This is a genomic window from Alcaligenes nematophilus (genome assembly GCF_026344155.1).
GTDB lineage: Bacteria > Pseudomonadota > Gammaproteobacteria > Burkholderiales > Burkholderiaceae_B > Alcaligenes > Alcaligenes phenolicus.
Map to the genome: position 1 here is coordinate 942,047 of NZ_JAPKMZ010000001.1, position 26,416 is coordinate 968,462.

Annotated in this window: 25 protein-coding genes; 8 read left to right on the forward strand and 17 right to left on the reverse strand. The window is 57.0% G+C overall.

Translation table 11 applies throughout. The features are described from left to right. Nucleotides 1-9: 9 nt before the first annotated feature. The gene (locus tag OSH04_RS04460) at nucleotides 10-378 is read right to left on the reverse strand and encodes a c-type cytochrome (RefSeq protein WP_026483220.1); all 369 of its coding nucleotides are present in this window, start codon (nucleotides 376-378) and stop codon (nucleotides 10-12) included. Between the two features lie 16 nt (nucleotides 379-394). After that, the gene (locus tag OSH04_RS04465; protein ID WP_009456766.1) at nucleotides 395-751 is read right to left on the reverse strand and encodes a c-type cytochrome; all 357 of its coding nucleotides are present in this window, start codon (nucleotides 749-751) and stop codon (nucleotides 395-397) included. Between the two features lie 216 nt (nucleotides 752-967). Between OSH04_RS04465 and OSH04_RS04470 the strand changes: the two genes are divergently transcribed. The 3 genes from OSH04_RS04470 to OSH04_RS04480 are packed head-to-tail and all read left to right on the forward strand — an operon-like array spanning nucleotide 968 to nucleotide 3,609. Beyond that, entirely contained in the window at nucleotides 968-1,825 is an 858-nt protein-coding gene (locus OSH04_RS04470) for an AAA family ATPase (RefSeq protein WP_009456767.1), read from the forward strand. 1 nt (nucleotide 1,826) lies between these two features. Then, nucleotides 1,827-2,447 (forward strand): GNAT family N-acetyltransferase, encoded by a 621-nt coding sequence (locus OSH04_RS04475; protein ID WP_266107993.1) that lies wholly within the window; start codon nucleotides 1,827-1,829, stop codon nucleotides 2,445-2,447. Continuing rightward, nucleotides 2,437-3,609 (forward strand): vWA domain-containing protein, encoded by a 1,173-nt coding sequence (locus OSH04_RS04480; RefSeq protein ID WP_266107994.1) that lies wholly within the window; start codon nucleotides 2,437-2,439, stop codon nucleotides 3,607-3,609. The genes OSH04_RS04475 and OSH04_RS04480 overlap by 11 nt, the downstream gene beginning before the upstream one ends. A 126-nt stretch (nucleotides 3,610-3,735) precedes the next feature. On the opposite strand, the gene OSH04_RS04485 is transcribed toward OSH04_RS04480, so the two are convergent. The 15 genes from OSH04_RS04485 to OSH04_RS04555 all read right to left on the reverse strand — a co-directional run bounded on the left by OSH04_RS04485 (nucleotide 3,736) and on the right by OSH04_RS04555 (nucleotide 18,272). Next, nucleotides 3,736-4,446 carry a DUF2968 domain-containing protein gene (locus OSH04_RS04485; protein ID WP_266107995.1) on the reverse strand — a complete coding sequence of 237 codons (711 nt, stop codon included), beginning with the start codon at nucleotides 4,444-4,446 and terminating at the stop codon, nucleotides 3,736-3,738. A gap of 61 nt (nucleotides 4,447-4,507) precedes the next feature. Continuing rightward, nucleotides 4,508-5,911 carry a sigma 54-interacting transcriptional regulator gene (locus OSH04_RS04490; protein WP_009456771.1) on the reverse strand — a complete coding sequence of 468 codons (1,404 nt, stop codon included), beginning with the start codon at nucleotides 5,909-5,911 and terminating at the stop codon, nucleotides 4,508-4,510. Between the two features lie 20 nt (nucleotides 5,912-5,931). After that, entirely contained in the window at nucleotides 5,932-8,004 is a 2,073-nt protein-coding gene (locus OSH04_RS04495) for a pilus assembly protein TadG-related protein (protein WP_266107996.1), read from the reverse strand. Nucleotides 8,005-8,038: 34 nt separating this feature from the next. Then, nucleotides 8,039-8,527, reverse strand: coding sequence for a DUF3613 domain-containing protein (locus tag OSH04_RS04500; RefSeq protein ID WP_052159417.1), 489 nt, complete (start codon nucleotides 8,525-8,527; stop codon nucleotides 8,039-8,041). Between the two features lie 25 nt (nucleotides 8,528-8,552). Next, nucleotides 8,553-9,551, reverse strand: coding sequence for a tetratricopeptide repeat protein (locus tag OSH04_RS04505; protein ID WP_251196810.1), 999 nt, complete (start codon nucleotides 9,549-9,551; stop codon nucleotides 8,553-8,555). 5 nt (nucleotides 9,552-9,556) lie between these two features. After that, nucleotides 9,557-10,537 (reverse strand): type II secretion system F family protein, encoded by a 981-nt coding sequence (locus tag OSH04_RS04510; RefSeq protein WP_009456782.1) that lies wholly within the window; start codon nucleotides 10,535-10,537, stop codon nucleotides 9,557-9,559. Nucleotides 10,538-10,546: 9 nt separating this feature from the next. Beyond that, nucleotides 10,547-11,470, reverse strand: coding sequence for a type II secretion system F family protein (locus tag OSH04_RS04515; protein ID WP_060186403.1), 924 nt, complete (start codon nucleotides 11,468-11,470; stop codon nucleotides 10,547-10,549). Continuing rightward, a complete protein-coding gene (locus OSH04_RS04520) occupies nucleotides 11,471-12,805 on the reverse strand; it encodes a CpaF family protein (RefSeq protein WP_051316243.1) in 1,335 nt (444 codons plus the stop codon). Between the two features lie 27 nt (nucleotides 12,806-12,832). Then, complete coding sequence (locus OSH04_RS04525) at nucleotides 12,833-14,110, reverse strand: AAA family ATPase (protein ID WP_238441763.1); 1,278 nt, start codon at nucleotides 14,108-14,110, stop codon at nucleotides 12,833-12,835. 17 nt (nucleotides 14,111-14,127) lie between these two features. After that, entirely contained in the window at nucleotides 14,128-15,462 is a 1,335-nt protein-coding gene (locus tag OSH04_RS04530) for a type II and III secretion system protein family protein (protein WP_203145588.1), read from the reverse strand. An 84-nt stretch (nucleotides 15,463-15,546) separates the two neighbouring features. After that, nucleotides 15,547-16,500 carry a Flp pilus assembly protein CpaB gene (gene cpaB / locus OSH04_RS04535; protein ID WP_266107998.1) on the reverse strand — a complete coding sequence of 318 codons (954 nt, stop codon included), beginning with the start codon at nucleotides 16,498-16,500 and terminating at the stop codon, nucleotides 15,547-15,549. Then, on the reverse strand, nucleotides 16,500-16,988 hold the full coding sequence (locus OSH04_RS04540; RefSeq protein WP_035272108.1) for a TadE/TadG family type IV pilus assembly protein: 489 nt from the start codon (nucleotides 16,986-16,988) through the stop codon (nucleotides 16,500-16,502). The genes cpaB and OSH04_RS04540 overlap by 1 nt, the downstream gene beginning before the upstream one ends. Then, complete coding sequence (locus tag OSH04_RS04545) at nucleotides 16,985-17,524, reverse strand: TadE family protein (RefSeq protein WP_266107999.1); 540 nt, start codon at nucleotides 17,522-17,524, stop codon at nucleotides 16,985-16,987. The genes OSH04_RS04540 and OSH04_RS04545 overlap by 4 nt, the downstream gene beginning before the upstream one ends. Further along, entirely contained in the window at nucleotides 17,506-18,015 is a 510-nt protein-coding gene (locus OSH04_RS04550; protein WP_338150058.1) for an A24 family peptidase, read from the reverse strand. The genes OSH04_RS04545 and OSH04_RS04550 overlap by 19 nt, the downstream gene beginning before the upstream one ends. A gap of 65 nt (nucleotides 18,016-18,080) precedes the next feature. Continuing rightward, nucleotides 18,081-18,272: a Flp family type IVb pilin gene (locus tag OSH04_RS04555; protein WP_115634052.1), complete on the reverse strand. Its 192-nt coding sequence runs from the start codon at nucleotides 18,270-18,272 to the stop codon at nucleotides 18,081-18,083. 761 nt (nucleotides 18,273-19,033) lie between these two features. Here OSH04_RS04555 and OSH04_RS04560 point away from each other — a divergent pair. From OSH04_RS04560 to OSH04_RS04580, 5 genes are all read left to right on the forward strand, one after another. Continuing rightward, nucleotides 19,034-20,707 (forward strand): ShlB/FhaC/HecB family hemolysin secretion/activation protein, encoded by a 1,674-nt coding sequence (locus OSH04_RS04560; RefSeq protein ID WP_203145860.1) that lies wholly within the window; start codon nucleotides 19,034-19,036, stop codon nucleotides 20,705-20,707. Between the two features lie 338 nt (nucleotides 20,708-21,045). Continuing rightward, the gene (locus OSH04_RS04565; protein WP_266108001.1) at nucleotides 21,046-22,770 is read left to right on the forward strand and encodes a collagen-like triple helix repeat-containing protein; all 1,725 of its coding nucleotides are present in this window, start codon (nucleotides 21,046-21,048) and stop codon (nucleotides 22,768-22,770) included. Further along, nucleotides 22,767-23,357, forward strand: a complete 591-nt coding sequence (locus OSH04_RS04570) for a MarR family winged helix-turn-helix transcriptional regulator (RefSeq protein ID WP_226348979.1) — start codon at nucleotides 22,767-22,769, stop codon at nucleotides 23,355-23,357. Before OSH04_RS04565 ends, OSH04_RS04570 begins: the two co-directional genes overlap by 4 nt. A gap of 232 nt (nucleotides 23,358-23,589) precedes the next feature. Then, the gene (locus tag OSH04_RS04575; RefSeq protein WP_266108002.1) at nucleotides 23,590-25,542 is read left to right on the forward strand and encodes a collagen-like triple helix repeat-containing protein; all 1,953 of its coding nucleotides are present in this window, start codon (nucleotides 23,590-23,592) and stop codon (nucleotides 25,540-25,542) included. 103 nt (nucleotides 25,543-25,645) lie between these two features. After that, a complete protein-coding gene (locus OSH04_RS04580; protein WP_266108003.1) occupies nucleotides 25,646-26,362 on the forward strand; it encodes a hypothetical protein in 717 nt (238 codons plus the stop codon). Nucleotides 26,363-26,416 lie beyond the last annotated feature (54 nt).

Sequence of the window (26,416 nt, forward strand, 5' to 3'; positions counted from 1 at the left end):
CAGGCTGCCTTACTTTCTATTGCTCAAGGGGCCGGGCTGACGCGACAGCCATACGGAGATACTGTCGATATCCGCCTGGCTCATGGTATTGGCCATAGCCCCCATAACGGCATTCTTGCGGATATTGGACGTTGCCGGTGCCCCGGCCTGCCCACGCTTGTAAGCCATCAAGGCCTGCCGCAAATAATCGGCATGCTGACCGGCCAGAATGGGATATTCCGGGTTCAAGGGCGTTTTCGCATCGTCACCATGACAGGATGCGCAATTCAGATTCTTCCAGGCTTCCCCGCCGGCCTTGGCCAGATCCTCAGCGGCTATTGCCTGACCGGCCACCCCGGCCATCAGCCCCATTGCCACCAGCAAGACTGTTTTTCTCATAGGTGCCTCCCCGTCCTCAAGGTTTGTTGCCCGCGTAATACGCGGCAATATCCGCCATGTCCTGTTCGGACAAGCTCAGCGCAATGGCTTGCATGGTGGGGAAGGTTCGAGCGCCGCTGGCATACTCCTTGAGCGCTGCTTCTATATAAGCAGCCCCCTGCCCGGCAATCATGGGGACGTGATAGACCTCGGGAAAGCTGGCCTTGTAACCGGGCAAGCCATGACAGCCTATACACATGGAGATCTTGTCGCGCGCCGCCTCGGGATTGGCCTTGATCGGCTCGGAATCCTGCGCCTGGGCTGCCCAGGGCAGACAGGAGCTTGAGGCCAGAAGAAAGAAAGAGACATACCGCTTCATTTGCAACTTCATCATCGCTATTCGCTTTGTCGTGGAGTTGAAAACGGTCCGGGTCAGGCTCTGCGTCTATTGCAGCAAAAAGGAATCAACGCGACACCTGGCTCTGTGATGCTGACCGACGAGTACTGAGTCGATTGTATGATAATTGCCAAGGATGACTGATACTAGTATTTATACCCGAGTTTCTATTCTTGACAGATCAACATTTTAAGTACAAGTTTGAGCCGATTTATGACTACTACGACCCGTTTTGAAGGCACCGATCAGTACGTTGCCACTGATGATTTGAAGCTGGCCGTCAACGCCGCTTTGACGCTACAACGCCCTTTGTTGATCAAAGGTGAACCCGGTACCGGCAAAACACTGCTGGCCCTGGAAGTGGCCCGTGCCCTGGGACGCCCCCTGCTGCAATGGCACATCAAGTCCACCACCAAGGCCCACCAGGGCCTGTATGAATACGATGCGGTGTCGCGTCTGCGTGACTCCCAACTGGGAGATGAAAAAGTTCGCGACATTGGCAACTACATTGTGCAAGGCACATTGTGGCAAGCGTTTGAGTCCGAGGAACCCACGGTTGTTCTGATCGACGAGATCGACAAGGCCGACATCGAGTTCCCCAACGATTTGCTGCAGGAACTGGACCGCATGGAGTTTCATGTCTATGAGACTCGCCAGACCGTCAAGGCGCGCCATCGTCCCTTGATCATCATTACTTCCAATAATGAAAAAGACCTGCCCGACGCCTTCCTGCGCCGCTGTTTCTTCCATTACATTCGCTTCCCCGAGCGCGAAACCATGGAACAGATTGTGGCGGTGCATTACCCCAATCTGCGCAGCGACATTCTGTCCAGCGCCCTGGATACCTTCTTTGCCCTGCGAGATGTCCCCGGTCTGAAGAAAAAGCCGTCTACCTCGGAATTCCTGGACTGGCTGCGTCTGCTGCTGGCCAACGACATTCCTGCCGATGCCCTGCACGAGCTGGATGAAGGCTTGCCCCCTATGGCCGGTGCCTTGCTGAAAAACGAACAGGACTTGTCCTTGATGCAGCGTCTGGCCGCCATGAGCCAACGCAGCCAGCGCCGGAGCTGATATGCAAACAAGCGCTTTTTCCCAGCCATTGGCCCCCGTGACGCTGGAAGGATGGGACGTGCGTCTGGAGCCTTTGCAATTGGCGCACGTGGAGTTACTGGAAGCCGCCGCTGCCGATGGCGAACTTTGGAATGTACGTGTAACCAGCGTGCCCGCCCCCGGCCAGGCCCAGGACTATGTAAAAAAGGCGCTGGACGGCCTGGAGCAAGGCCATATGCTGCCCTTTCTGGTGCGTGACCTGAGAACAGACCGGGCTGTCGGCACTACGCGCTATCACGACATTATTGCGCCAGTGTCCCGCCTGGAAATCGGCTACACCTGGTACGCGCGCAGCGCCCAGCGCAGCCACGTCAATACCGCGGCCAAACTGCTCCTGCTGCAACATGCGTTCGAGACCTTGGGAGCCGGAGTCGTGGGCTGGCGTACCGACCACCTGAATTTCAAATCTCAGCAAGCCATCACCCGGCTGGGAGCGCGTTTCGATGGTCGTGTCCGCCACCATGCCATCCGCCGCGATGGCACGATACGCGACACCATGTTCTACAGCTTGATGGCAGGCGAGTGGCCCGATACCCGCGCCCACTTGCTGGACAAACTAAGGCAGCACAGCCATGTTGCTTGATTTCTTCTACCACCTGCGTGAACGTGGCCTGCCAGTGTCCATTCAGGAACACCTGACGCTGCTGGACGCCTTGTGCAAAGGCATCATGCCGCCCACGCTGGACGATTTTTATCATCTATCCAGACTGGTGCTGATCAAGGACGAAACGCTTTACGACCGCTTTGATCTGGCCTTTGGGGAGTTCTATCAGCCGCAGCTGGAAGCGCTGGCCAAAGAAAAAACCCTGCCCGAGGACTGGCTGCGCAAAACCCTGACGCGCAACCTGACTCCGGAACAGAAAGCCGCACTGGAAAAGCATGGCTTGGAAAAGCTGCTGGAGATGTTCAAGGAACGTCTGAAAGAGCAGCAAGGGCGTCATGCAGGCGGCAACAAGTGGATTGGAACCGGCGGCTCCTCGCCGTTTGGACATGGTGGCTATCACCCCGAAGGTATCCGCATTGGTGGCCCTTCGGCAGGGAACCGTACCGCCATCAAGGTCTGGGAAAAGCGCGAGTTCGTGGACTACGACGACCAGCAAGAGCTGGGCACACGCAACTTCAAGATGGCGCTACGTCGCCTGCGACGCTTTGCACGCCAAGGTGCCCCTACCGAGCTGGATCTGGACAGCACCATACGCGAGACGGCTCGCAATGCGGGCATGCTGGACCTGCAAATGCAGGCCGAGCGACAAAACCGCGTCAATGTGCTGATGTTGCTGGATATAGGCGGCAGCATGGATGACCACATCGCCCAGGTTGAGTCCCTGTTCTCGGCCGCACGTTCCGAATTCAAACACCTGGAGGCCTACTACTTCCATAACTGCGTGTATGAATCGGTATGGCGGAACAATTCACGCCGCCAAAGCGAACGACTGGAAACCTGGGATTTGCTGCGCAAGTACAACGAGGACTGGCGCGTCATTATCGTGGGCGATGCCACCATGAGTCCTTACGAGATCATGGCCCCAGGTGGTTCTGTCGAGCACTACAACAAGGAAACCGGCGCAGCCTGGCTGCAAAGACTGAACGACCACTGGCCACGTATTGCCTGGCTCAACCCCGAGCCGCAGGCTTACTGGCCGTACCGCCAGTCCATTGCCATCATTCAGAATCTGATGTCCGACCATATGTACCCCGTCACCAGCGCAGGGCTGGAAGAGGCAATGCGGTACTTGTCGCGGTAGCATCAGACCTTTATCAAGCAGCAAGTTAAAAGACCCGAATTTCGGGTCTTTTTTTATTTACGATTAAAAAACCCGCAGAGTCTTGCGACTGTGCGGGCTTTCAATCAGGCTTTGCTATTGCAGCGATCAGCGACCTCGTTGACGCTGCAACATCCCGGCACGCTGTCGCTCCAGATCCTTGATCTGACTCTGCAATTCACGCAACTGCTCTCGGGCTTCACGCTCTTGTTCGGCCAGCGCCTGGGCTTCGCGACGGGACTCCTCGCGCTGAGCAATGGCCAAGGCCTCTTGCTGACGCTGCAACGCCAAGTCGTTCTGCAGCACGGTCAATTGATCGGCGCTTTCATTCAATTGCTTTTCAGCCTTGGCAACTTCAGCCTGCAGCTTGATGCGCTCCAGATCGGCGGCGGCATAGTCCACCGTGTCCTGACGGTACTGGGTGTACATGCGCTCGGCCAGGGATTCGTCGGTGGTCTTGAAGACGCGCCAGAACTCACGCTGCTGGAACAGGGCCACGTAGTAGGTCATGCTTTCGGCAGAGAACAACAGACTGGCACCGAAGCGACCGTTATAGGCGGTACGCAGCTCTTGCACGGCACGGGCCTGAATCAGCTGCTGCAACTGAGCCACAGTGGTGTTTTGATAAGCCGGGGCCGCTGCGGGCGCTGGAGCAGCTGGAGCCGCAACCGGGGCTACCTCTTCAACCTCTTGTTCCTGGGTTTGCGCGACCACGGGCCGCTCTGGCTCCTGCACCAAAGACACCGAGCTGCACGCTGACAAGAAAAGAAGTCCCCCCAAGGACAGCAACACCGCCGTCTTCTGACTAAGGTTCACCATACCCATCCCTTGATAAACAATTTTTTTGTGTTTAGCTTGATACACAGAATCAGCCCGTATTCTAAACGCGGCTTGTCGCATCTTGTGCCTTTATGTTGAATTTGCGCATCTTTTCCCACAAAACTTTACGAGAAATCCCTAATACGGCAGCGGTATCCTGCCGTCGCCAGTTCTGGGTATCCAGAACCGAAATAATACGTGCACGCTCTTCCTGCTCCTGTGCGCTCAGGCTGATGACGGGCTCGGGCCGCTCCAAAATGGGCGCACCTTCAGGCAAAGCCAGAGCCGGGGCCATAACGGGGGCATTGAAACGTTCCAGCACTTGCCGCAACTGCACCGACTCCCAGGCCCCAAACTGCTTGCTCATGACAGCAACGCGCTCCACCAGATTAGCCAGCTCGCGCACATTGCCGTTAAAGCGCATGCTGCCCACCGCATCCAGAACCCATTGAGGGATGTCCTCGACGTCACACTCCAGGGCCTGTTCCAGCAAGGCGCAGAAAATGGCGATTTTTTCCTGGGAGCCACGCTGTTCCAGATTCGGAATCAGCAGCTCAACCACGGCCAAACGGTAATACAAGTCCGCACGGAACTGGCCTTGTTGCACCAGTCCCAAGAGGTTTTTATTGGTAGCGGCCACCATACGAAAATCTACCGGAATCTGTTGCGTCGACCCCAGACGCGTCACGGAACGCTGTTCCAGTACACGCAGCAATTTGACCTGTTGATGCAGGGGCAAATCCCCAATTTCATCCAGGAACAAGGTGCCTTGATCCGCCTGCTCGAAATAACCTTTATGAGCACCAATAGCACCAGTAAAAGCCCCTTTCGCGTGGCCGAAGAAGTGGGCTTCAAACAGTCCCTCAGGCACCGCCCCGCAATTCACCGGAACAAAGGGCCCTTGCGCTCGTGAAGAACGTTCGTGCAGCAATTGAGCGATGCGTTCTTTGCCCACACCTGTTTCACCATGAATCAGAACACTGGCCCCGCTATCGGCGTACATATCCGCTTCAGCAATCAAGGCCCGCATCACAGGCGATACGGCTACTAATGGTTGAGGACCACCCTGCCCTTCGCGCTCGACCTGTGCGGTCAGCCCGGCCAGCTTGGCCACCAGGGTGCGCAGCTCAGCCTGACTGAAAGACAGCGGCAAAGTATAGGAGTAGGCCGAGGGGTAAAAACGCGGGTCGTAGCCTCGGTCCTCCGAGGCCACCCAGATCACCGGAATGGCGTGCTCGACCAGCCACTGGTGCTGCTCAAAACGTCCCTGGGCCATCACACTGACGGACACCAATGCAACCGCATGGCGCGTGGGATGACGCTCGGCGTCCAGCACCAGGGAAGGCTCTACGCGCATGACCGCTACCGAACTGGGTTCCATGGCGCGCTCGGCACGCGTCACCAGATCGGAACTCCCCTCCCAGACGTATAAAACGGGTTCATTACCCATAAAGCTGACGCTCATTGCTGTATTCGCCTCCCGCCCTATTGCACCAGATAGGCAGTACCGCACTGCACATCGTGAAGTTTCACATCCGCCTCGACCAGGCTCAGGCCCAGCAGCTTCAGCAGTTCTTCCAGCAGCGCGCTCAAACCTTGCAATACAGGGTCTAACAAAGCGACAACCAAACTTAGAACGGCACCCACCAGGTTGGAGTCTTTAAAGACCAGCACCTCTACCGCGCCTGTCCGGCACTCGCGCATGGCTTTCTGGCCCCCTATACCGCCAATCACACAAGCCAGATCGCTCAAGGGAGCACCCAGCAGGGTTGTCAGCAAATTATCGACAAAGCCCAGAGTTCCGCCCAACACACCAATCAAACCGTTCTGGCTCATGGTGCGGGACAGTTGCTCCATGCGTTCCTTGGACCAGTTCATCTCGTTCACAACGGCAGAAATTGAGCGGCCCGCCCCATCACCGACCAGACTTTCTGCCATCTGACGTTTACCGGAAGCGCCACTCCAGGGCGTGTTCAGCAAGTCGCCCAGAATTCCCGACAGAACCGCATCGGAGAGCAGGCGCACACTGCGGGACAAGTCCAGCTGAGTTGCGTTCACGGTTGCTTCCGAAGGCTCGCCCGGAGGCGCGGTCAGCGTCACATGAACCGGGTTTTTGGTATCAATCAGGGGCAAGGTGACTTTGGCAGTCAAAGGCAAGATACCCAGCACATTGATGACACGATGGCGCTGAATCTGCCCGAAGGATTCGTCCTTGCAGCTATTGCTGGTCGAGAAGAAATCCGAATGCGGGAACTTGCCCAGACACACATTCACCAAGGAGGATTTGACCGCAATCGTGGCCTGATTCTCGGCAATCGGGGCACGGCAGATATTGACGAGCTCCCCAGTGGCTTGGGACAACTCGATAATGACCGGCAAGCTGACTTCGGTTCCCAGCACCTTCAGGATCGGGCCGGCCAATGGAATCTTGGAAGTATCCAGATTCAGATAGACTCGTACACCTGCCGAGTTCGCTTTAGTGCCTATCCCGCCCATGGCGATGCTGGGCGGCTCCACAACCCGCACTCGCAAATCCAGGGCGTTATTGAACATATTGGTCAAACCGGAAGGCAGCGCAGTCAGGTTCAAATCAATCAGATTCTGACCATTAGCCACCACCAGTCCCGTGTTGACCAGTTGCAGCACGTCCAGGTTCACATTCAAGGCCGACAAGGGATCCACACCATCGATCAAGGCCAGAATACCGCCCTCACCCAGCAGTTTGACGGGCAAATCCAGAGGACCGACGCCCAGCAACAAGCGGATATATTCCTGCAAGGCCCCAACGTCCAGACCCAGTGTTTTTTGCTGGTCCAGCAAGGCCAGACTGGCACTTAGCAAATCGGCCAAAGTCAGCTGCTCCAGCCGGGCCAATTCTTCAGGTGTGCCCACTCCTGCGATAACCGTGGCGGGCAATCCCAAGGCTTTCAACAAACCGGAAGGCGTAATCTTGGCATTGACCAAACCGGCCGAGTCCAGCACCGTCAACTGGTCCGGGCGCAGGCCCACGCCGCGCAGCAGGTTATAGACCAGACCATTGCGCTTCAAGGACAAAAGGCGACTGCCCACGGAGAAGGTCGCAACCGGCTCACTGTTCTTGGCGGTGGCAACCGCCTCAATCACCGAGGAAGTAAAGAAAGGGAACAGGGAAGGCGGCTGATAGCTCAAATGCACGCGCACGGAATCAGCGGGCAAGGCAGAAACAAAACGCTGGGCCGGATCACTGTGGCTGCTATTCCATTTACCGCAAAAGACTTTGGCACCATCGCCCGTCAAACCCGCAGCAGGCGAATCGGGCTGGCTATTCAGGCTGAACCTGGCCATGCTTTCACCTTGCTGGCAGCCCAGCGCATCCCCGGAACCCAAGGCCTGCGCCCCCGCCAGTGCAGCCAGGTCAGCCGCGTTCTGCAGCCCCCGCTTCACATGGAAGTTATGCCCCAGATGCGCCGCCCCCAGCAACACCAGCCCCACCAGCAACGCGGCGGCTGCAGGCACAATAATGGAACCTTGCTGCTTATGTGCCTGCTCGCTCTGGGTTCGAGTTCTTCCCCATTTCATCTCGCTCTCCTGACCCACTCCAGCCCTGTGGGCTTTAATCACTACCGTTTGTTTTGATGCGCTCTTTCATGTACTCAGGAATGGGATGCTTGAAGCTCTCCAAATAGCGCTCCCAGGCCAGATTGGCTGCCGCACCATGCACCGGCAAGACCTTGCCTTCTCGGTCCGGGTCGGCCTGCATGCTGAGCAGGCTGCGGGTATCAGGCCCCACCTCGATGCGCGGCGGAATATGGCGGCGCTCGTTCTGTACATGCACAGGCAGGCCCTCCACTTCAGGCCAAGGGTGTACTTCCTCATCACTCAAGCGGTACTTCTCGTAAGGCTGACGCTCAGCAGGCGCTGTTTCTGCCGCCGGAGCGGCCGGTGTGTGCACACCCTGATTGCTGGCCGCTGCCGGGCTGGTGCTGACCGGGTAGGTGCTGGTGCCTGAAACCATGGTTCCAGTCAGCGGAGCTTGTGTCTGCGCCCAGGCACTACTGGCCATCAACAAGGTGCAGCAGGCCAAAATGCGGGATCGGTTCATTGCGATATCCTTGAAAAAACGGCAATCAATTCATTGACGAAGACACAGGGCCCAGGCTTTCCAGCAAGGGACGGTTCAAGCCCGCTTGCGTAGAAGAAACCACAACCGCAGCAGGACGAGCCACGGCCGGGTTTTGTGCCTGGGCGGATCGGTTCAAGACGACCTGGCCCATCGCCGTCGGAGTAGCCGGACTCAATGCCACCGCCTGGGCTCTGGCCTGCTCATCCTTTGCAGCCGCTGCCATGCGCAGCTCGTGTTGTTTCTGCATTTGCTGACGGGCGTGCAATTGCTCCAGATCCTGTCCAATCTGTTCGGCCATCTGCACAATGGCTTGCTGGGTTGCGGCGTCCATACCTGCTTGCTGCATCACAAAGCCAGCCCGTTGCGTTTCCTGGCTGACCAGCAAATACAAGGCCATATTGCTCAGTATCTTGGGGTTATCCGGGGCCAGTTCGGCCGCCTTGCCCAGGGCCAGACGTGCTTCGTGAGGGCGACCGGAACGCAAGTAGGCATAAGCCAGATCGCTTTGCACAATCGCATTCGTGGGGTCTTGGCCAGCCGCCTGTTTAAGGAAATGAGCAGCCTGATCAAAGTGTTCTTGCGAGCCAGCAATCAAACCCAAACCTTGATAAGCCCGTCCGGCCACGGGCGTATTCAACAGGGACTTGAAGGTGTGCGCTGCCTGCTCCAGCTGTCCGGTTTGACGCTGTGCTTCAGCCCGCAACACCATGACCTCCGGGTCTGCGCCATATTCCTTTTCCATGGCTTCGGCATAGGCCAGGGACGCAAAGTAGCGGCCCTGTTTTTGCGTCTCTTCCAGCATGCGTACCGCCATCTGCTTGTCAGTCGGCCTGCGCTTTTCCCAATGCTCAATTTCCTTGCTCTGCAAGAAGGCTTCCTGCTCCTGTTGCTGACGCACCAGCTCATAGGCGGAGTCCGTGGTGGAACACGCCACCAGCAAAGTACTCCCCAAACCCAGCGCAGCCCAGCGCATCAAGGGACGAGTCCATGTCGACATTTTCATCAAAGTCACCCTCCGGCCACTTGGCTCAAGCCACGGAACAAGGCCAGAAAACCTGACCCCGCAGTAATAATCAACAAGGCAGGCAGCAAAGTCAGCACCATGACGCCCGTCATCTTTACGGTCAATTTGCCCACCTTGGCTTTCAGCTCCAGGCGACGCTGCTCGCGCAAGCGCACACCGAAGCGATGCAAGGGTTCCTGCATCGCACCACCGTGCTGGTCCACCTGCACAATCAGGCGACAGATCACGGCCAGATCCTCGTTGGTAAAGCCGCTGGCAATCCGCTCCAACGACTGTTCACGAGTACGACCACGGGCATATTGCTCGACCGCAATGGTCAGCTCTGAGCCCATGACGGGAATCACGTCATGGAACTCGCGCTCGATAGTGTGCAAGGTCTGGTCCATGGACAGGCCCACGCCTTGCAGCAAACGCAGCAAATCCACAAACAGGGGCAGCTCCGCAGCGATACGCAGACGACGTTGCGAGACCCGGCGCGCCAGCCACCATTTGGGCAGCATCCAGCCCAGGGCAAAGCCAATGAACACAGACACAAACGGCACATACTCATTCAGCCTGCGAGTCATGGGCAACAAGCTGAACAGGACAATCAGAACGATGCTCAGGCCGACTCGACTCAGGACGAAATACTGCCGCGCCACATCAATGTGCTTGAAGCCCGCATTCATGATGAGTACGCGATCTTCCTCGCTAAGCAGACTGGACCCGAAACGCCCTTTCAGCCAGCGCTCGCCCAGACTGCCTGCCTGCATCTTGATCTGTTCCACCGTCTGGCGAGACTGGCTGGGCGCCTGCGTCATGTGCGGCGCGCCTTTCAGGCGTTCATCCACCGCCTGGCTCAAACGCATGGCTTGCTGACGCTGCTGCCAATGGTTGTGAAACCACAAGGCAAACAGAATCAGGCCAGCCAGAGCGCAAGCCACAGCTCCCCAGACCAGAACGGTTTGTGCTTCCAAGGCCATCATGTCTTGCTCCTAGACATTGCGTGCCATCCAATACAGCCAATAACAGCCCACACACTGCAAGACTGCTGCGAACAGCAGCATGCGAAACCCCACGGGGTCGTTCCACATGGTCAGGAACAGCTCGTTATTGAAAATCAGAATGTAGACACCGATCAGGATCGGCAATAACGCCAGAATCCAGGCGGACAGGCGCACCTCGGCAGACAAGGCCACCAACTCGCTGCGGGCGTTTTCCCGGTCTCGCATGAAGCCGGCCATACGTTCCATGGTCTGATCACTGCGACCGCCAAAACGCATTGCCACACTGATTACAGCGGCAACCAGAAAGAGCTCGTGCAAGCCGTGCTGACGCGAAACAGCACGCAAGGCTACGTCCAGATCCTGCCCGGAACGGTGCAGGGAATTTGCATCCTGCAATACCTGGCCCAGGGGTTGTGGCGTGTTGTCAGCCGCATTCAAAAAGGCCGCTCCCATGCTGTTGCCAATGGTGATCAAGCGCACCATCAGATCCAGAAAGTCCGGAATTTGAGAGACGATTTTGCGGTGACGCTTATCACTGCGAAACCACAGAAAGGTATAGGCGCCCAATACGGTGGCAAGCAGCATGGCCCCGCCTGCAACCGGCCCGACAAAGGCCAGCAACAAGGCAGGCGGCACCAGCGTGCCCAGCAAAAGAATCAGATAAAAACGGCGTGAAGGCTGAATGCCGGTGCGCAGCATGAACTCCCGCCAGCCTTTGGGTGCTCCCAACCAGGCATCCTGCGTACTAGGCTGGGCTCGTACGCTACTTTGCACCGCCGGGCGCAAAGCCAGCTGCTGCTCGAGCACCTGTGCCGAACGCTGGGCCTGCTGACGCTGAGCACCCTTGGCCCAGAGCAGCACCGCGCCCAGCATCAGAATCACAGCCGCCAAAGCGATATACAAAGCCATCATTTAGCGTCTCCAATCCCAGAAACCACCGCCTTCTTTAGGCGTGTTGTCCTGAGCCTGAACCTGCTCATTAGCCAGTTGATCGCGGTACTGCATCAGCTTGCGGGTATGAGGATGAATGCCCAGGCTGACCCAGCGATCCTGCTCGGTGCCATCATCCAGCACATAGGATTCGTGGCGATACAGCTCTTGCATGGCAATCACGCCATCACCCATGCCGGTAATTTCTGTAATGGACAGCACCCGGCGCTTGCCATTGGGCAGGCGGCCAATCTGAATAATGAAGTCCAGCGCGCTGGCGATCTGTCTGCGCAAGCTGTCCTCGCTGCCCTGAAAGCCCGCAAACCCGGCCAGCATTTCTACGCGATACACACATTCGCGCGGCGAGTTGGCGTGGATCGTGGCCATGGAGCCTTCGTGACCAGTATTCATGGCTTGCAGCATGTCGATGACCTCGGCACCCCGCACTTCCCCCACGACCACCCGGTCCGGACGCATACGCAAGCTGTTGCGCAGGAGTTCGCGAATCGAGATTTCGCCGCTGCCGTCATACCCGGCCTGACGTGCTTCCAGGCGCACCACATGCGGGTGATTCAAGGCCAGTTCGGCGGTATCTTCCACCGTTACGACACGCTCGGTTTTGGGGATGTAAAAAGCCAGGGCATTGAGCAAGGACGTCTTGCCGGAGCTGGTCCCGCCAGAAATCAGAATATTGCAACGCGATTTCACTGCGGCTTGCAGCAGCCGGTCCACCGGCTCGTCAAACGCGCCCAAACGCATCAAGTCTTCAGGCTTTAGCGGGTCCTTGCGGAACTTACGGATAGAGACCATGGGGCCATCCACCGCCAGGGGATGAATGACCACATTCAGGCGGCCACCATCGGGCAAGCGGGCATCCACCATCGGAACCGACTCGTCCAGTCTGCGTCCCAACGGAGCCAGAATACGGCGCACGATACGCAGCACGTGCTGATCATCCGTAAACCCACTGGGCTCCTGGCCCAACACGCCACCGCGCGACACAAACAGCTTGTCGTAACCGTTGATCAGAATATCTTCAACCGCCGGGTCCTCCAGCAGGTCTTCCAAAGGCCCCAGGCCCGCCAGTTCGCGGGTCAGCGCCTGCACGATCTCGCGCACTTCCTGTTCGTTGACGGGCACCCGTTTCAACCGAACAAAGCTGGCCAATTCGATGCCAACAAAATCCTGTATGGCCTGCCGTGTCCAGCGACCAAACTCGGCTCCCAACTCTTCGATGCGAGCCAGCAAATGTTCATGGGCCTGTTCCCGGACCTGAATCAGGTCGGGACGCCCACCGAGCAATGAAGTATTGTTCATGCCTTACTTTTCCATGCTTGGGCCTGTTCAGCCCCCGAACCTGAATTTCAACCGTCCCAAAACCGTACTGACCTTGTTTTGTGACAGCCCCTGCCTGCGCCCCGTCAAACCCGATGCCAAACTTTGCAAGGCACGGGTATAGGGGTCCTTCTCATCTACTTGCACCAGAATCTTGCCCAGACCGGCGCTGCGCATATGCCCAAGACGCCGATCCGGCAGCACGGCGGCCAACTCCAGATCAAAGCGCTCGGCAATGGCCTGCCCAGAAAAACCGTAAGCTGGATCAAACTGATTCACCACCAGACGCACATTGGCCAGCGCATCGAACTGCGCACGCAAGGCCATGAACTCGGCCAGAGACACCAGCGCCCCCATGCTTTGGTCTGTGACCACCAGCACCTCGTCCACCAGCGATTCCAGTTCCACTAGAAAACGCGGATTGGGAAAACCGCCAGCATCAATCACCAGGCAGCCCATGCGTTCACGCAAATAACTGCACAAACCCAGCGAATCTTCCAGACTGATTTGATTCAAGGTATTCACATCGGCGGGCAAAGACAGCAGGTTCAAGCCGCTGCTGTGTTGTGCCAGTGCCGAATGCAACATGGTGTCGTCCATTCGATGACGCTGTGATGCCGCCTGAATGAAGTCAAATTCCGAACCCAGGCCCATGTACAAGGCACAGTCCCCGGTAGGTGCTCCCAGATCCAGCAAACCGACTCGCTCGGACAGCGGCACCAGTTCAACCGGCAAGGGCTTGGCCGACGTCAAACCTCGTACTTCCTTGCCCATGCGGTTCATCTCTTGTTGCAAGAGCCAGGCCAGACTGCTGGCAGCGGTACTGCAACCGACACCAATACGCGCGCCCATCAACAGCACACTGCGAAAAGGCTTGTCCAGTAAAGGGCTGTGCTGGGTCTGACCCAGCTTTTCAATCAATATCTGCAACTGATGATGCAGATCTTCGTTCGTGTCCAGGTTCAGGAACTCGTTGGCACCCGCCCGCAAGGCATTGACGGGGCCTTGGGGCACGGATGCCCGCCCTACCGCCACACGCTGCACACTGGCATCGAGCCGCGCCAGGCTGCGTACCAAACTTACTACCTGTCCGTTCTCTTCCCCATGCTGTCCATGAACAAAGTCAAAAAACACCAAAGGTTCCGCTTGCTTGGCCAGCTCCCGGCGCAAACTCTCGGTCGTGGGCTCAATCGCCCTTACCGTCAGGAGCCCGGCAGCTGCCGTGTTGATCATCACAGCCAGCTCGGGGTGCTCTGTACACAAGAGGTATTCCCGATATCGTTGCACGTCACCACTCCACGCGCTTAGCGCGAAAACCCTGGCATCTGCTCGTAACCATGGCGGCCCAGCAAGAAGTAGCCCCAGGCATTGGGTGCGTCATCCAGTTTTTCCTGACGACCACCCGGCAAGGCAATCGTGGCGCCTTTCTGGATAGGTTTGATCAGACGGGGAGTGACGACAATGACCAGTTCCAGCTCTTTCTGGCTGTACTGCACGTTGCGGAAAAAACTACCCAGAATCGGCAAATCCCCCAGGAAGGGAATCTTTTTGACGGCAGCGGCGGTTTGGCGCGACACCAGCCCGCTGATGATGTAGCTTTGGCCATCACCCAGCTCAATAGTTGTATCGGCTCGACGGGTACGCAAAGAAGGCATCACACCGCCACCGGGCATTTGCACCACATTCGAGTAATCCAGATCACTGGCTTCAGGGGCAACCTTCAGGGCAATACGTTCGGGAGACAGCACCGTTGGCGTTACCGTCAGACCGATCCCGAAAGGTTTGTACTCCACTGTCGTTGTTCCCAAACCGCCCGAACTGGGGATAGGAATTTCGCCACCGGACAAAAAGCTGGCGCTATGACCTGACATGGCCACCAAAGTCGGCTCAGCCAGCACACGGGCCAGGCCATTTTGCTCCAGCAGATTCAAGGTCGCACTGAAGTTGCTCGAGTTGTACCCCAGGCTCAATCCACCCGTTAGAGCCTTGGGCAACAAGTTCACCCCGCCCGACCAGGGCTTGCCGCCAATGGCATTGGCACTCAGGCCAATGTCTTTCATGACTTCGCGGGAAACTTCCACCACTTTGACTTCCACCTGCACCATGCCACTGGTGCTGACCTCGGACAGGTCCAGCACCGGCGCATCCGGACCAGTGCCGGAGCGTGCGGCGGCCATGGCATCCTGGTGATCCAGCAAAGAGGGGCTGCTACCCGTAATCAAGGACTGCTGCCCGGCGCTGGACACCTGCGCCGACATGGGGCGACCCGCCTGTGCCAGTTGCTGTTGCACTTGACTGGTCACCTCAATCGTCCAGCGATCCGGATTCGTGCGACCAGGCATCCAGACACGCAAATCAGCCGTACCCGCGCGTTTGCCGATCAGGAGCACCTCGCCGCGCTGCCCGGCCGATGCGGACAGAATTTGCACATCCGCCACGCTTTCATCGCTGATTGCCACACGCTGTGGAACTTGCGACAAGCGCAAAATATCCTGATCGTTGGCCACCAGGCGTATCACCTTCTGACTGGCGCTGGTTTGAGCCGTTTGCGCCATGACAGGCACCGGTGCCAAACCCGACAAGCAGAGCGCATACCAGCACCCCAAACCCAGACCTGCTTTTTTGATTTTCTGTCTCATGTGTTTAATCCATGCTGCCTTGCGTCGCGTCCCGTCAGCCCTCACAGGCAGGCTGACCCGTCCCCACAACAAGCTCTGTATTGCTTAATACTGAATGACCTCTAAACGGCCCCCGCGAATAACTTCCGTGCGGCGCGGCGGCGCAGCATGCGGTTCTCCGCTGGCCAGGGCTCGTGCCTGCACCTGTTCTTTTTCGGTCTGGCTGATTGCAAATTCACGCAAACCCAAACCGGCCATGGCGCGGTTGTCCGGCAGTTTCAAGGCATCGCGCTGATCCGCATCCAGACCAGCACGCGCGGGAATCAGACCCGCAAATTCAGGGAACAAGGAGGCGTCCGGCAAGCTCTCGTCCTTGGGAGCACGCAGGACCAGTTGCAGGCTGCCGCTACGGCTGGCCAGCAGGAGTTCGTTCACCGACTCCAGGGGAACGGCCAGCATGGCGTGGCGCGCCTGAGTCTCGGCACGATTCGTCGCATTGGCCTCTGCCGGATCTGGCCCGGACAGCGAAGCGCCGCCATAGGCCAGCACGCGCACACGCGACATCAACAGGCGGGCCTGGGTGTCATTGACTTCGTTGTTGCTGTTAAAGGTAATGAAGATATCGACCAGATCGCCCGGCTCTACCCTGTGGCTGGCGCCAGTAATCACATCAATGGGAATGCTGACGGCGCGCTCACCCTCTTCCAGATAGCTGGCCAGACTTTTGGCGATGAAGCTGCTTAACACTGGCTGCCCTTGGCCCAAGTCAAAACGCAGGGTTTTCCCGCTCAAGGCTTCCAGCGTGTTGAAAGACTGGGCAGGGGCCGCAGGCCACTGCGCCAATTCCAGAGCATCAGCCTGCAAGGTTTCCCCCGCTTTCACATCCCGTTTGAGCACGACCACCGCCTGCAAGTTGGCCGCTGGCTCTACGCTGTGCGTGCTGAGCACAGGCTGGACCACCTCGGGTTTGGGCTTCATGCCCAGGTACAAGGCAAACGCAACCAATACGGCTGCGATCAGCAATAAAAGGACTGCCGCCCCCTTCATAATGCCGCTCATTAATGTGGTCTCCTGAGTACGAGTAGTGTCTTGGCGCTTAAGCTGCGCAATTGATCTGCCTGACCCTCTTCAGGCCTGAACAGATCCAGGGTTTGAGAAAGAATTCCGGGTTCAAGCTCCAGCTTCAGGGAAAGCTGGGCGCAGTCATACTGAGGCTCCGAGGCACAAGCCTGGGATTGAACATCCGCACTCAGGTCGCCAAACCAATGCAAGAACGCGTCGCTCTTGGCTTGGCCCCTGCCATAGTTCCTGGCCAGTTCCTGATTTATAAAAGGCGCGATCTCATCGGCGTTCTTGACCTGCATCGTCGCTTGGCGAGAAAGATCGCCGACCAGATGGTCCATTTTTTGCTTGGCCAGAAACAAGGAGCTGAAGGTGATGATGCCGCTGAAGATCAACAACAGAATCCCCACCATCAAGGCAAACTCGATGGCAGCAACACCTTGCTGACGTTGTGCAGCAGAAAGGAAACAGGCGGCACGCGTCATGGCGTGTCTCCCGCTGTGCCCACTTCACCGGCAACCAGCAGATTGATCTGCGCATTGCCCTTTAACTGTTCGGGCACAACCAGCGCAAACAAGGTATCGGGAGCAAAACGAGGAATCAGGGGGGCTTGGAGGTAGTCGTACACAATCCCCACACGCAGCTCATCACTGAGCAAATCTGTGGTGATGCGCACATGCTCACTACCTACCCAAGTGCTTAGCCACTGAACCTGATCGGCGGCCACTTCCTTGGCCCGATTTACTCGTGCTTGCAGGCGATCCGGACTGAGCATGGGGCCACCCGGCCCTGCGCCTGGCTCAATCAAAGCAGCGCGGGCACCGGATTCGGCCGCAAAATTAAGAGACTGCTGCGCGGTCATGATCAGACCGAACGTCAGCAAGCCATACATGAAGAGAAACAACAATGGGAAAACGAATGCAAATTCCAGTGCGTAGGCTCCATATTGGTATTTTTTATCTACGCCACGCCGTTTTGCTAATTGGCCCTCTCGTGGGGGCTTTATTGATTTTGAATCCATACCCACCCCATTGTTGCAAGGGATAACCAGGCCCCTAAAGGCACACTACGCGCCTTGACGCGGGTTCCCGGCAAAGCAAATCCGTACTTACGTTCCAAGGATGGAATCAGCACCAATACCAAGGCATGCAAACCCGCCAGTACCGTGCCAAACAACACCACCATGCCTGCTTCCTTCCACCCCAGGGCCAGGCCCAGCACGGCCATCAGCTTCACATCGGCCGCACCCATCAAACGCAATAACCAGATTGGATAAAACACGATCAAGGCGGCGGCAAAACCGATCAGGGAGTCCCCCCAGCCCGCCACCCATCCCCAGGGAAGGCCATAGGACACACTGACAAAAACCTTGTGCAACAGAACCGCCAAACCATAAAAAACTAATAAGGCATTAGGGATTTTCCGGAGCTTCAGATCGCTATAGATAATCTGAGAGGAAAAGAAAAGCAGAATAAAAATAAAGGAAAGCTTAATTAAAACGGGCATAAGCATCAGCCATTCAAGCTAAAAGGCACAGCCAGGATTTAAATGGCTGATGCTCAAACAAGACTTACTCTTTAATTTGTCCCACTAGCTTCTGTTGCACCACTAACGGCCTCAGAGACTTTTTGGAACATTGCCTTCAAGTCTGTTCCCACTGCGGTCAATGTCGCTATGATCGCCACAGCGATCAGCCCTGCGATCAGGCCGTACTCAATAGCCGTTGCACCGTCTTCATCGTTCCAGAATTGCTGAAGTTGAGTCTTCATGACTGTCCCCATTCAAAAAGAAAAAATTACCCTCAACAGCGAGGATTCAAGGCCCCTTGGGGCACAACACTTTGCCAACTTTGGCAACTTCCACTGCTAACTGTTATCAATTTTTGTATTTTTCAGTTGAAATCATCTTAAACCCATGTATGTATCTGTTTTTACTAGGGTTTACGTGTAACAAACATCAAATACACAAACGAATTCTAGCCCAAAGATACGAAAAACGCATGATTGTGTATTTACAACAGCCAATTTCCCATAGAAAAAGGCCAAAAAACAGCTAATTTGAAACCTTTACTTACCTGTATTGTGTCGAAGTTTGTTAATGTTACTGTTTTTATCATTTCAGAATGCAACAGAAAAACTGACCGGCTACTGCTGCAAGACGTCTGCAAGCCAGCTTTAATTACTTGAAAGAAAGTAGCTTTTTTTCAATTTATTGCTGTTAGCAAGGGAAAACCCGCGCAGCCTCAACTAAGCATGAATACAGACATACAAGACTGTTTGCTAACGAGCTAAATCAGGGCTATTTTTTTTACGTTTCAAAATGTAATAGTTAAAGTGTTTTAAAGCACTAACAGGAAATACCCTGCTTTCAAACAGCAAAAAGTGACAGCGAAGTTAAACTACGGCACAGTAGAAAAAAGCGCCCGATTTACAGCGAATAATGATTAATGAATATGAATCCCAAGCATCACTTGTCACTGGCCTTCCTTAGAAAAAAAAATCCCAGCCTGATTGTGAGCTTGGGATTATTTATGGGGCTGGCCGCTACTGGTTCAGTAAGTTGGGCGGACGCCCCCTTGCGGGGGAACCCGGTCGACTCTTTGCCGCCCATTAATGCACCGGCCCCCAGCACGCGTGCGCCATCTCTAAACATTCCGCCCGCTGCCGCCCAGACTCAATTGCAGCAGCAACTACAACTGCAAGTGGTGGTGCGCAGCTTTGATGTCAGCGGCAGTCGCAGCATTCCTTTTGAACAGATCACCGCGATTCTGGAACCACTGGCCGGTAAAACGCTTAGCATTGCCCAGCTGATCAACGAGGTGAACAAGATCACCGCCCTGTATCAGCAGCAGGGCTACCCCCTGTCTTTTGCCATCTTGCAGCAACAGGACTTTGCGCAAGGACACATCAAAGTCACAGTGGTGGAAGGGCATGTAGGCAGTGTTCGTATTGAAGGCGATCCAGGTCGCAGCCAGGCTCGCATCGAGCGTATCGCCAAAGCCATGGTGGATGAAAAGCCGCTTACCCAGCGCACGCTGGAGCGCACCATGAATCTGCTGCGCACCGTTCCGGGCCTGAAAATAGATCCCAAGCTGGACATGCCCGTACGTACTGATGGCGCCTCCGAGCTGGTCATCAATGCACAGCACAAATCTTTCAGCGCAAATGCCAGCGTGGCGGAAATGGGCTCCAGCAAACAGGCTCTGGTGCAGTTAAGCGCCAATAGCCTGACGCCTTTGGGCGAAGAGCTGAAGCTGACTGCCGCCATCCCCACCAGCTCTGAGGACGTGAAGTACGTCAGCGGCAACCTGACCATTCCCCTGACCGGTAATGGCTTGAATCTGGAGATTGATGGCTATCACTACCGTTCCAAGCCGCGTGATGAAGTTCTGGAAAGCCAGGGCTGGAACCGCAAGGTCATCAACGAACGTATCGGGGCGGCGATCAGCTATCCCTTTATTTTGAACAATCAACGCAGTCTGAAAGGCACGGCAGGTTTTTATGCCAGTCGCTCCCTGGACGACTACACCCACAAGACGCTGGACAATGTCTGGATCGAGAACACCACCGACGTACGCGCCCTGAAGGCTGAGTTGCGCTATACCGATGCCTCGCAGCGTCAATCTCGCGAGGTCAATCTGGGGGTCTACAAGGGCCTGGATGCCATGGGCGCCCGCAAGTCTCTGAACACCTACTTGCAACGTGATGCCGAGTCCGATCTGGACTTGGACTTCACCCGCTGGACCGCCTCTTTCAAGCAGAATCTGGCCTTGCCAGGGCAATTTGGCATGAGCTTTTCGGCCAGCGGCCAGTACAGCTCGAACGTCCTGCCAAACTCCGAACAGGTTTCTTTTGGTGCCTGGCGACATGGCTATGGCTATCCGCAAGGCGAGCTGGCTGGCGATAAAGGCATAGGCGCCACGCTGGAAATCAATCGACGCTTTACGAACTCCTCCACCTGGCTCAACAACATTCAACCCTATATTGCCTATGACTGGGCACGCGCCTGGTACAACCTGGAGCGACTGAACAGCTATAACAATCGACGCCTGCGTTCCGCTGCCATTGGTGTACGGCTGTCCAATAACAAACACTATCTGTTTGACATCAACGTCGCCAAACCGCTGGGCGATTTGCCGGTTAACTCCGACAAACGCAAAGTACGCTTGAACACCAACTTTCTGTTCTTCTACGACGGTTTTTAGCAGGCATCCTGCCGGTACCCTTACTGCCGATTTTTCCCCAAGGCCATCGCAAGATGGCCTTTTTTGTTTTCCATTTCGGCAGATTCCGGCCTCAGGTGTTACGAAAAACGTTACGTAACAGGAACGGAACACCCCACAAAAACAGCCCTAAACACGCTCACACCGACCCTGTTTTTTGATGAAATCCTGATCCACAAAAACCAGAAAAACTCACAACCCGCTGATTAACAACAATAAAAATAAAACACAACAACAAAAACAGAACTTGGCACGCTACTTGCTTCATGTCTATCAACAGCCCTTGAAGGGCGTGCTTACACTTCAAATCGGAGTCAGACATGAAAGCAAGGAATTCAGCAAGAAACGCCTCGGTACACCGCAACTTGCAACGTGCCGTTGTCGCTACATTGGTCATCAGCGCCGCCGTTCTGGCCGGTTGCTCCTCGCGCGGCGGTGTTCGCGACGGCCTGGATGTGTCGGTTCGCCCCCCTGTTGTTGACCCTAACCTGCCCAAGCCCGGTGACGGCGGTACCGGCGGTGGCGACAACGGCGGCGGCAATAACGGCGGAAATAACGGCGGTGGCAAGGACACTAGCCTGACCCAAAATGCACTGGGCAATCTGGGCCAGGCTGTCGACAACGTAGTGCCTTTGAACCTGAGCAAAACAGGCAATCAACTGGGCAAAACGCTGGATGGCGCGCTCAAACCCGTTACCAATATCGTGACGGATGCCACACGCACCGTCGGTGGTGTGACCGGACTGGGGCAGCCCGTCAACGGCTTGACTACTCAAGTCGGCGGTGTAGTGACCAATCTGGGCGATCAACTGGGCAAAACCGGCCTGCCCCTGAACCTGGGTGAGGGTGCGGGCGGTCTGCTGTCCCACTTGGGTCAAGCCGTGGGTTCGGTCGGCGGCTTGCTGGTCAACGATCCCAAGAACCCCAATCCACTGGGCAACACCTTGCACCACGCCACCAAAGGCATAGAAGTGCTGACCGGCTCCTTGCTGGGAGAAGGCAGCCTGCTGCATCCATTGACAGCGCAGCTAGGTCTGGGGGGTATCTTGCTGGCAGAGGGGGGAGAACCTGTCCTGCAGCCTGCACTGGGCAATATCGGACAAACCGTAGATAACATTCTGCCACTGGGGCTGAACCCGATTCTGGGTGATGTGGGTGGTGCTTTGGACAACACGGTAGCGCCTGTGGTTGCCACCGTCACCAATGTGACCCAACAAGTGGGGGATGGCCTGGGTGTTGGCCGACCCATCAACGCCTTGCTGGGTGGTGTTGGCAGCGCTTTGGGTAATGTGGGCAGCCAACTGGACAATGCAGCACCTCTGGGGCTGGGCGGTGTGGTAGGCCATTTGGGTCAGGCCGTCGCCTCGGTGGGTGGTGTACTGCACAAGACTGATACAAACACCAACCCCCTGGGTAATACCTTGAATCACGCCACCCAGGCCGTTGCCTCCCTGACGGGCGGACTGGGCGGTATCACAGGTGGAGAAGGTGGTGGCTTGCTGGCACCCATTACCGGACTGTTAGGTGGTGTAGGTGGCGGCGATGGTGCTAGCGGTGGATTGCTGGCCCCTGTCACCAGCTTGGTCGGTGGACTAACTGGTGGCTTGGCTGGCGGCGACGGCGCGAGCGGCGGCTTGCTCTCCCCTGTCACCAATCTGGTCGGTGGATTAACTGGTGGCTTGAGTGGCGATGACGGCGCGGCCGGCGGCTTGCTCTCTCCCGTCACCAATCTGGTGGGCGGTTTGACTGGCGGCCTGACGGGTGGTGATGCCTCCAACGGTGGCTTGCTGGCTCCTGTCACGGGTCTTTTGGGTGGCATCACAGGCAGTGTTTCGATCGGTGGTGGCGCAGCAGCGGAAGGTCAGGCTGGTGGTGGATTGCTGGCACCCGTTACCGGTTTGGTCGGTGGTCTCGTCGGTGGCCTGACAGGTGGCGTCAACGTACAGGCAAACGCTGGCGCAGCCGGCGGCGAACAAGCCAATGGTGGTTTGCTGTCCCCGGTAACGGGTCTGCTCGGTGGCTTGCTGGGAGGTGGCCGGAAATGATGAATAAAGTCATGAACCCGGTCAGTTTGCCAGTAAGCTTTCATCCTGGCGCCCAAGGCGCCGGGGCCCGCTCCAACTGGTCCTCACACAGCGATGAGCAAAGCATGTTGTCAGAAAAGATGTTGATGGATCTGGGCAAAATGCTGGGCCGTCAGTTCACCATCTACGCAGAAGCCCTGAAAGCCAGCTTGGCCGAAGAAGCGAATATCCCCTTGAATGATTTCAAAGCACTGGAATACATCATGGAATTCGATGCATTGCCTACAGGTCAGTTGGCTCATTTGATGGACTTGAGTGCCAGCGGTGTCAGCGCCCTGATCAACCGTCTGGAACACAGGGGCTACATTACCCGCGGCCGCCACCCCCTGGACAAGCGTGTGATTGCCTTGCATCCGGTAATGGACAAATGCCGTGAAGTCCTGGCTGTGAAGGAACGTGCTATCAACCAGGCGATCAACACGGCAGCGAATCAAAACCCTGCCCAGCTGATTGCCATGTACGACTTTCTGGTCGACAGCATGAGCACCTTCAGGCAAAACACCAAAGCCTGGCTGGATGCCAAGGCCCTGGTGCCACGAGCCTCCTGAGCACCCTGCTCAGCCCCTACGGAACCGCTGCTTGTCAGCGGTTCTTTTTTTGTTACGTAACACGTTCCGCCCAGCCCCTAAAACCCGTAACAAATAGCCCTCTTTTTTTCCTCTACTTTTCACCAAACCCAGCTTACATGCAGCTTGCAGGCAATCCAATAAATTGGCACGTGAATTGCTTAACTAGACTCAGGAAGCAAGCAAGTCCCCCGATGATTTATTGGAGCAAGCAATGCATAAAAATACAGACAGCAAGAAACCAGGCCTGCGCCTGACACTCCTGGCCACCCTGATGGCCAGCACTTTAGCGCTGACTGCCTGCGGCAGTTTATCCGGTGGTGGCAGTAGTGGCAGCGGTGGCGGCGGATCGGAAACCCCCACCAATCCAGGCCCAGGCACTGGTGGCGGCGACAACGGTGGTGGTGACAACGGCGGCGGTGACAACGGCGGCGGCGACAACGGCGGTGGTGACAACGGCGGTGGCGATAACGGCGGCGGCGACAACGGTGGTGGTGACAACGGCGGTGGCGATAACGGCGGTGGCGACAACGGCGGCGGTGATAACGGCGGTGGCGATAACGGCGGCGGTGATAACGGCGGCGGTGACAACGGTGGTGGTGACAACGGCGGTGGCGATAACGGCGGTAATCCCCCCACGCGTACGCCGGGCCCACTGGAAACCACTCTGAATAATGTAGGTGAAGCCGTCGACAACGTCCTGCCAGTCGGCTTGCAAGATACCGGCGGCAAACTGGGCAAAACACTGGATACCGTAGTCGCTCCTGTCGTGGACACGGCAACAGGTCTGACTCAACAAATTGGTGGCGCAACCGGCTTGGGCCAACCCATCAATGGTCTGACACAGCAAGTTGGCGGCGTCGTCACCAACTTGGGCGAGCAATTGGGTAACAGCGGCCTGCCCCTGAATCTGGGCCAGGGTGTTGGAGGCTTGCTGAGCGGTCTGGGCAATGCCGTGGGCAGCGCAGGCGGCCTGCTTCACGCTGATGCAAACAATCCTAAGCCGCTGACAGCCGTACTGGGCCATGCAACCAGCGGTGTTGCTGCACTGACAGGCTCCCTGCTGGGTGAAGGCAGTCTGCTGTATCCCCTGACAGGACAATTGGGGCTGGGCGACTTGCTCAATGGTGCTGATGCTGCCCCTATCCTGGAACCTGCCTTGGCAAATGTAGGCCAGACAGTCGACAACATTTTGCCCATTGGCTTGAACCCCATCCTGGGCAATGTCGGCGAGACCCTGGACACCGTAGTCGCTCCTGTTGGTGCAACGGTCACTCATGTCACCCAACAAGTGGGTGACGGTCTGGGTGTTGGTCAGCCTATCAATGCTTTGCTGGGTGGCGTAGGCAGCGCCCTGAGCAATGTGGGTACGCAGATTGATGGCGCAACCCCTCTGGGTCTGGGCGGCACCGTTAACCACTTGGGTCAGGCTGTTGCCTCGGTCGGTGGCCTCTTGCATAAAACAGATACCAACACGAACCCGCTGGGCAACACCCTGAATCACGCCACACAAGCTGTCGCCTCCTTGACTGGCGGGCTGACAGGTAGTGGGGAAGGCGGGCTGCTCTCGCCAGTAACCGGCTTGCTCGGCGGACTGACTGGCGGTTTGGGCGGTGGTGATGCTGGCAACGGTGGCTTGCTATCCCCCGTAACAGGACTGCTCGGTGGCCTGGGCGGTGGCGAAGGCGCTAACGGCGGCCTGCTGTCTCCTGTCACCAACCTGCTTGGTGGACTGACCGGCAGCTTGGGCGGCAGTGATGCTGGCAACGGTGGCCTGCTATCCCCCGTAACAGGACTGCTGGGTGGCCTGGGCGGTGGCGAAGGCGCTAACGGCGGCTTGCTGTCTCCTGTCACCAACCTGGTCGGTGGACTGACCGGCGGCTTGGGTAGCGGTGAGGCTGGCAACGGTGGCTTGCTGGCCCCCGTCACAGGACTGCTGGGTGGCCTGGGTGGTGGCGAAGGCGCTAACGGCGGCTTGCTGTCTCCTGTCACCGGCTTGGTTGGTGGACTGACCGGCGGACTGTTGGGTGGTGTCACTGCATCGGTTGATGTAGGCGCCTCTGGCAACGCAAGCGCTGGTGGTGGAGCCACTGCAGGCACCAACAATGGCGGCTTGCTGGCACCGGTAACCGGACTGCTTGGTGGCTTGCTTGGCGGCCCTCGCTAAGCACAGGGGATGGGGCGTACACCGCCCTATTCCTTAACCCCAGGATCTCCCTCAGTTCTGCTTGAAATGGCTGAGCAATCCTGATCACTAGATGGAGTAAGTCATGACTAGAAAGACACGTTTTGCATCCAGCGGGATCATGTTGCTCAGCCTGACAGCCAGCCTGTTTTCGCTGACCGCGCAGGCCCAAGTTCTAGAAAGCAGTCTGGGCAACTTGGGAAGGGCGGTTGACAATCTTCTTCCCCTTGAACTTGAACCGACAACAACACTACTGGGTCAGGGCCTGGACAACTCCGTTCTAGACTACGTCCAATTCGAGGTGACGTTTGAAGTTTTGCACAATCAACTTCATTCCTGGCTCAAGCCGGGGCAGGTGTTAAGCCCCGCGCTCCAGTTGGCACATGAATCACTCGACTCTCTGGGTGACACCGTGGCTGCTACCGATTTGCCCTTGCAAGCAGGACAGGCTGCATCGGGACTGCTTCATGGCGTAGGCGATGCCGTTCTCAGTACAGGCGGCCTGCTCTACGACATCCCTAATGAACCTAATCCCCTGGCGTCCATATTGGGACATGCAACCAACGGAATTGCTGCGGCTACAGACGCTTTACTTCAAGGGAATACTCTTTTGTCTCCCTTGCCAACCTTAGCACCCGACTCGGCCCCACGAATAAGCCTGAATACGGGAACCACTGATGGTCTGCTTGCCCCCGTCACGAATGTCCTTGCCGGTCTTAATGGAAATGGAGACACCAGCAATGGCGGCCTTCTGGCCCCCGTAACCGGGCTGCTCGGTGGTTTGCTGGCCCCCCCTCGCTGAACAAGACGGGCGAATGGGGCCTGCACCGCCCTCTTCCTGAATCCCGGGACTTCT

Bases quoted from the DNA above. Each gene is read 5' to 3' on its own strand.
- OSH04_RS04460 (WP_026483220.1), bottom strand. From the start codon at position 378: ATGAGAAAAACAGTCTTGCTGGTGGCAATGGGGCTGATGGCCGGGGTG.
- OSH04_RS04465 (WP_009456766.1), bottom strand. From the start codon at position 751: ATGATGAAGTTGCAAATGAAGCGGTATGTCTCTTTCTTTCTTCTGGCC.
- OSH04_RS04470 (WP_009456767.1), top strand. From the start codon at position 968: ATGACTACTACGACCCGTTTTGAAGGCACCGATCAGTACGTTGCCACT.
- OSH04_RS04475 (WP_266107993.1), top strand. From the start codon at position 1,827: ATGCAAACAAGCGCTTTTTCCCAGCCATTGGCCCCCGTGACGCTGGAA.
- OSH04_RS04480 (WP_266107994.1), top strand. From the start codon at position 2,437: ATGTTGCTTGATTTCTTCTACCACCTGCGTGAACGTGGCCTGCCAGTG.
- OSH04_RS04485 (WP_266107995.1), bottom strand. From the start codon at position 4,446: ATGGTGAACCTTAGTCAGAAGACGGCGGTGTTGCTGTCCTTGGGGGGA.
- OSH04_RS04490 (WP_009456771.1), bottom strand. From the start codon at position 5,911: ATGAGCGTCAGCTTTATGGGTAATGAACCCGTTTTATACGTCTGGGAG.
- OSH04_RS04495 (WP_266107996.1), bottom strand. From the start codon at position 8,004: ATGAAATGGGGAAGAACTCGAACCCAGAGCGAGCAGGCACATAAGCAG.
- OSH04_RS04500 (WP_052159417.1), bottom strand. From the start codon at position 8,527: ATGAACCGATCCCGCATTTTGGCCTGCTGCACCTTGTTGATGGCCAGT.
- OSH04_RS04505 (WP_251196810.1), bottom strand. From the start codon at position 9,551: ATGAAAATGTCGACATGGACTCGTCCCTTGATGCGCTGGGCTGCGCTG.
- OSH04_RS04510 (WP_009456782.1), bottom strand. From the start codon at position 10,537: ATGATGGCCTTGGAAGCACAAACCGTTCTGGTCTGGGGAGCTGTGGCT.
- OSH04_RS04515 (WP_060186403.1), bottom strand. From the start codon at position 11,470: ATGATGGCTTTGTATATCGCTTTGGCGGCTGTGATTCTGATGCTGGGC.
- OSH04_RS04520 (WP_051316243.1), bottom strand. From the start codon at position 12,805: ATGAACAATACTTCATTGCTCGGTGGGCGTCCCGACCTGATTCAGGTC.
- OSH04_RS04530 (WP_203145588.1), bottom strand. From the start codon at position 15,462: ATGAGACAGAAAATCAAAAAAGCAGGTCTGGGTTTGGGGTGCTGGTAT.
- cpaB (WP_266107998.1), bottom strand. From the start codon at position 16,500: ATGAGCGGCATTATGAAGGGGGCGGCAGTCCTTTTATTGCTGATCGCA.
- OSH04_RS04540 (WP_035272108.1), bottom strand. From the start codon at position 16,988: ATGACGCGTGCCGCCTGTTTCCTTTCTGCTGCACAACGTCAGCAAGGT.
- OSH04_RS04545 (WP_266107999.1), bottom strand. From the start codon at position 17,524: ATGGATTCAAAATCAATAAAGCCCCCACGAGAGGGCCAATTAGCAAAA.
- OSH04_RS04550 (WP_338150058.1), bottom strand. From the start codon at position 18,015: ATGCTTATGCCCGTTTTAATTAAGCTTTCCTTTATTTTTATTCTGCTT.
- OSH04_RS04555 (WP_115634052.1), bottom strand. From the start codon at position 18,272: ATGAAGACTCAACTTCAGCAATTCTGGAACGATGAAGACGGTGCAACG.
- OSH04_RS04560 (WP_203145860.1), top strand. From the start codon at position 19,034: ATGGGGCTGGCCGCTACTGGTTCAGTAAGTTGGGCGGACGCCCCCTTG.
- OSH04_RS04565 (WP_266108001.1), top strand. From the start codon at position 21,046: ATGAAAGCAAGGAATTCAGCAAGAAACGCCTCGGTACACCGCAACTTG.
- OSH04_RS04570 (WP_226348979.1), top strand. From the start codon at position 22,767: ATGATGAATAAAGTCATGAACCCGGTCAGTTTGCCAGTAAGCTTTCAT.
- OSH04_RS04575 (WP_266108002.1), top strand. From the start codon at position 23,590: ATGCATAAAAATACAGACAGCAAGAAACCAGGCCTGCGCCTGACACTC.
- OSH04_RS04580 (WP_266108003.1), top strand. From the start codon at position 25,646: ATGACTAGAAAGACACGTTTTGCATCCAGCGGGATCATGTTGCTCAGC.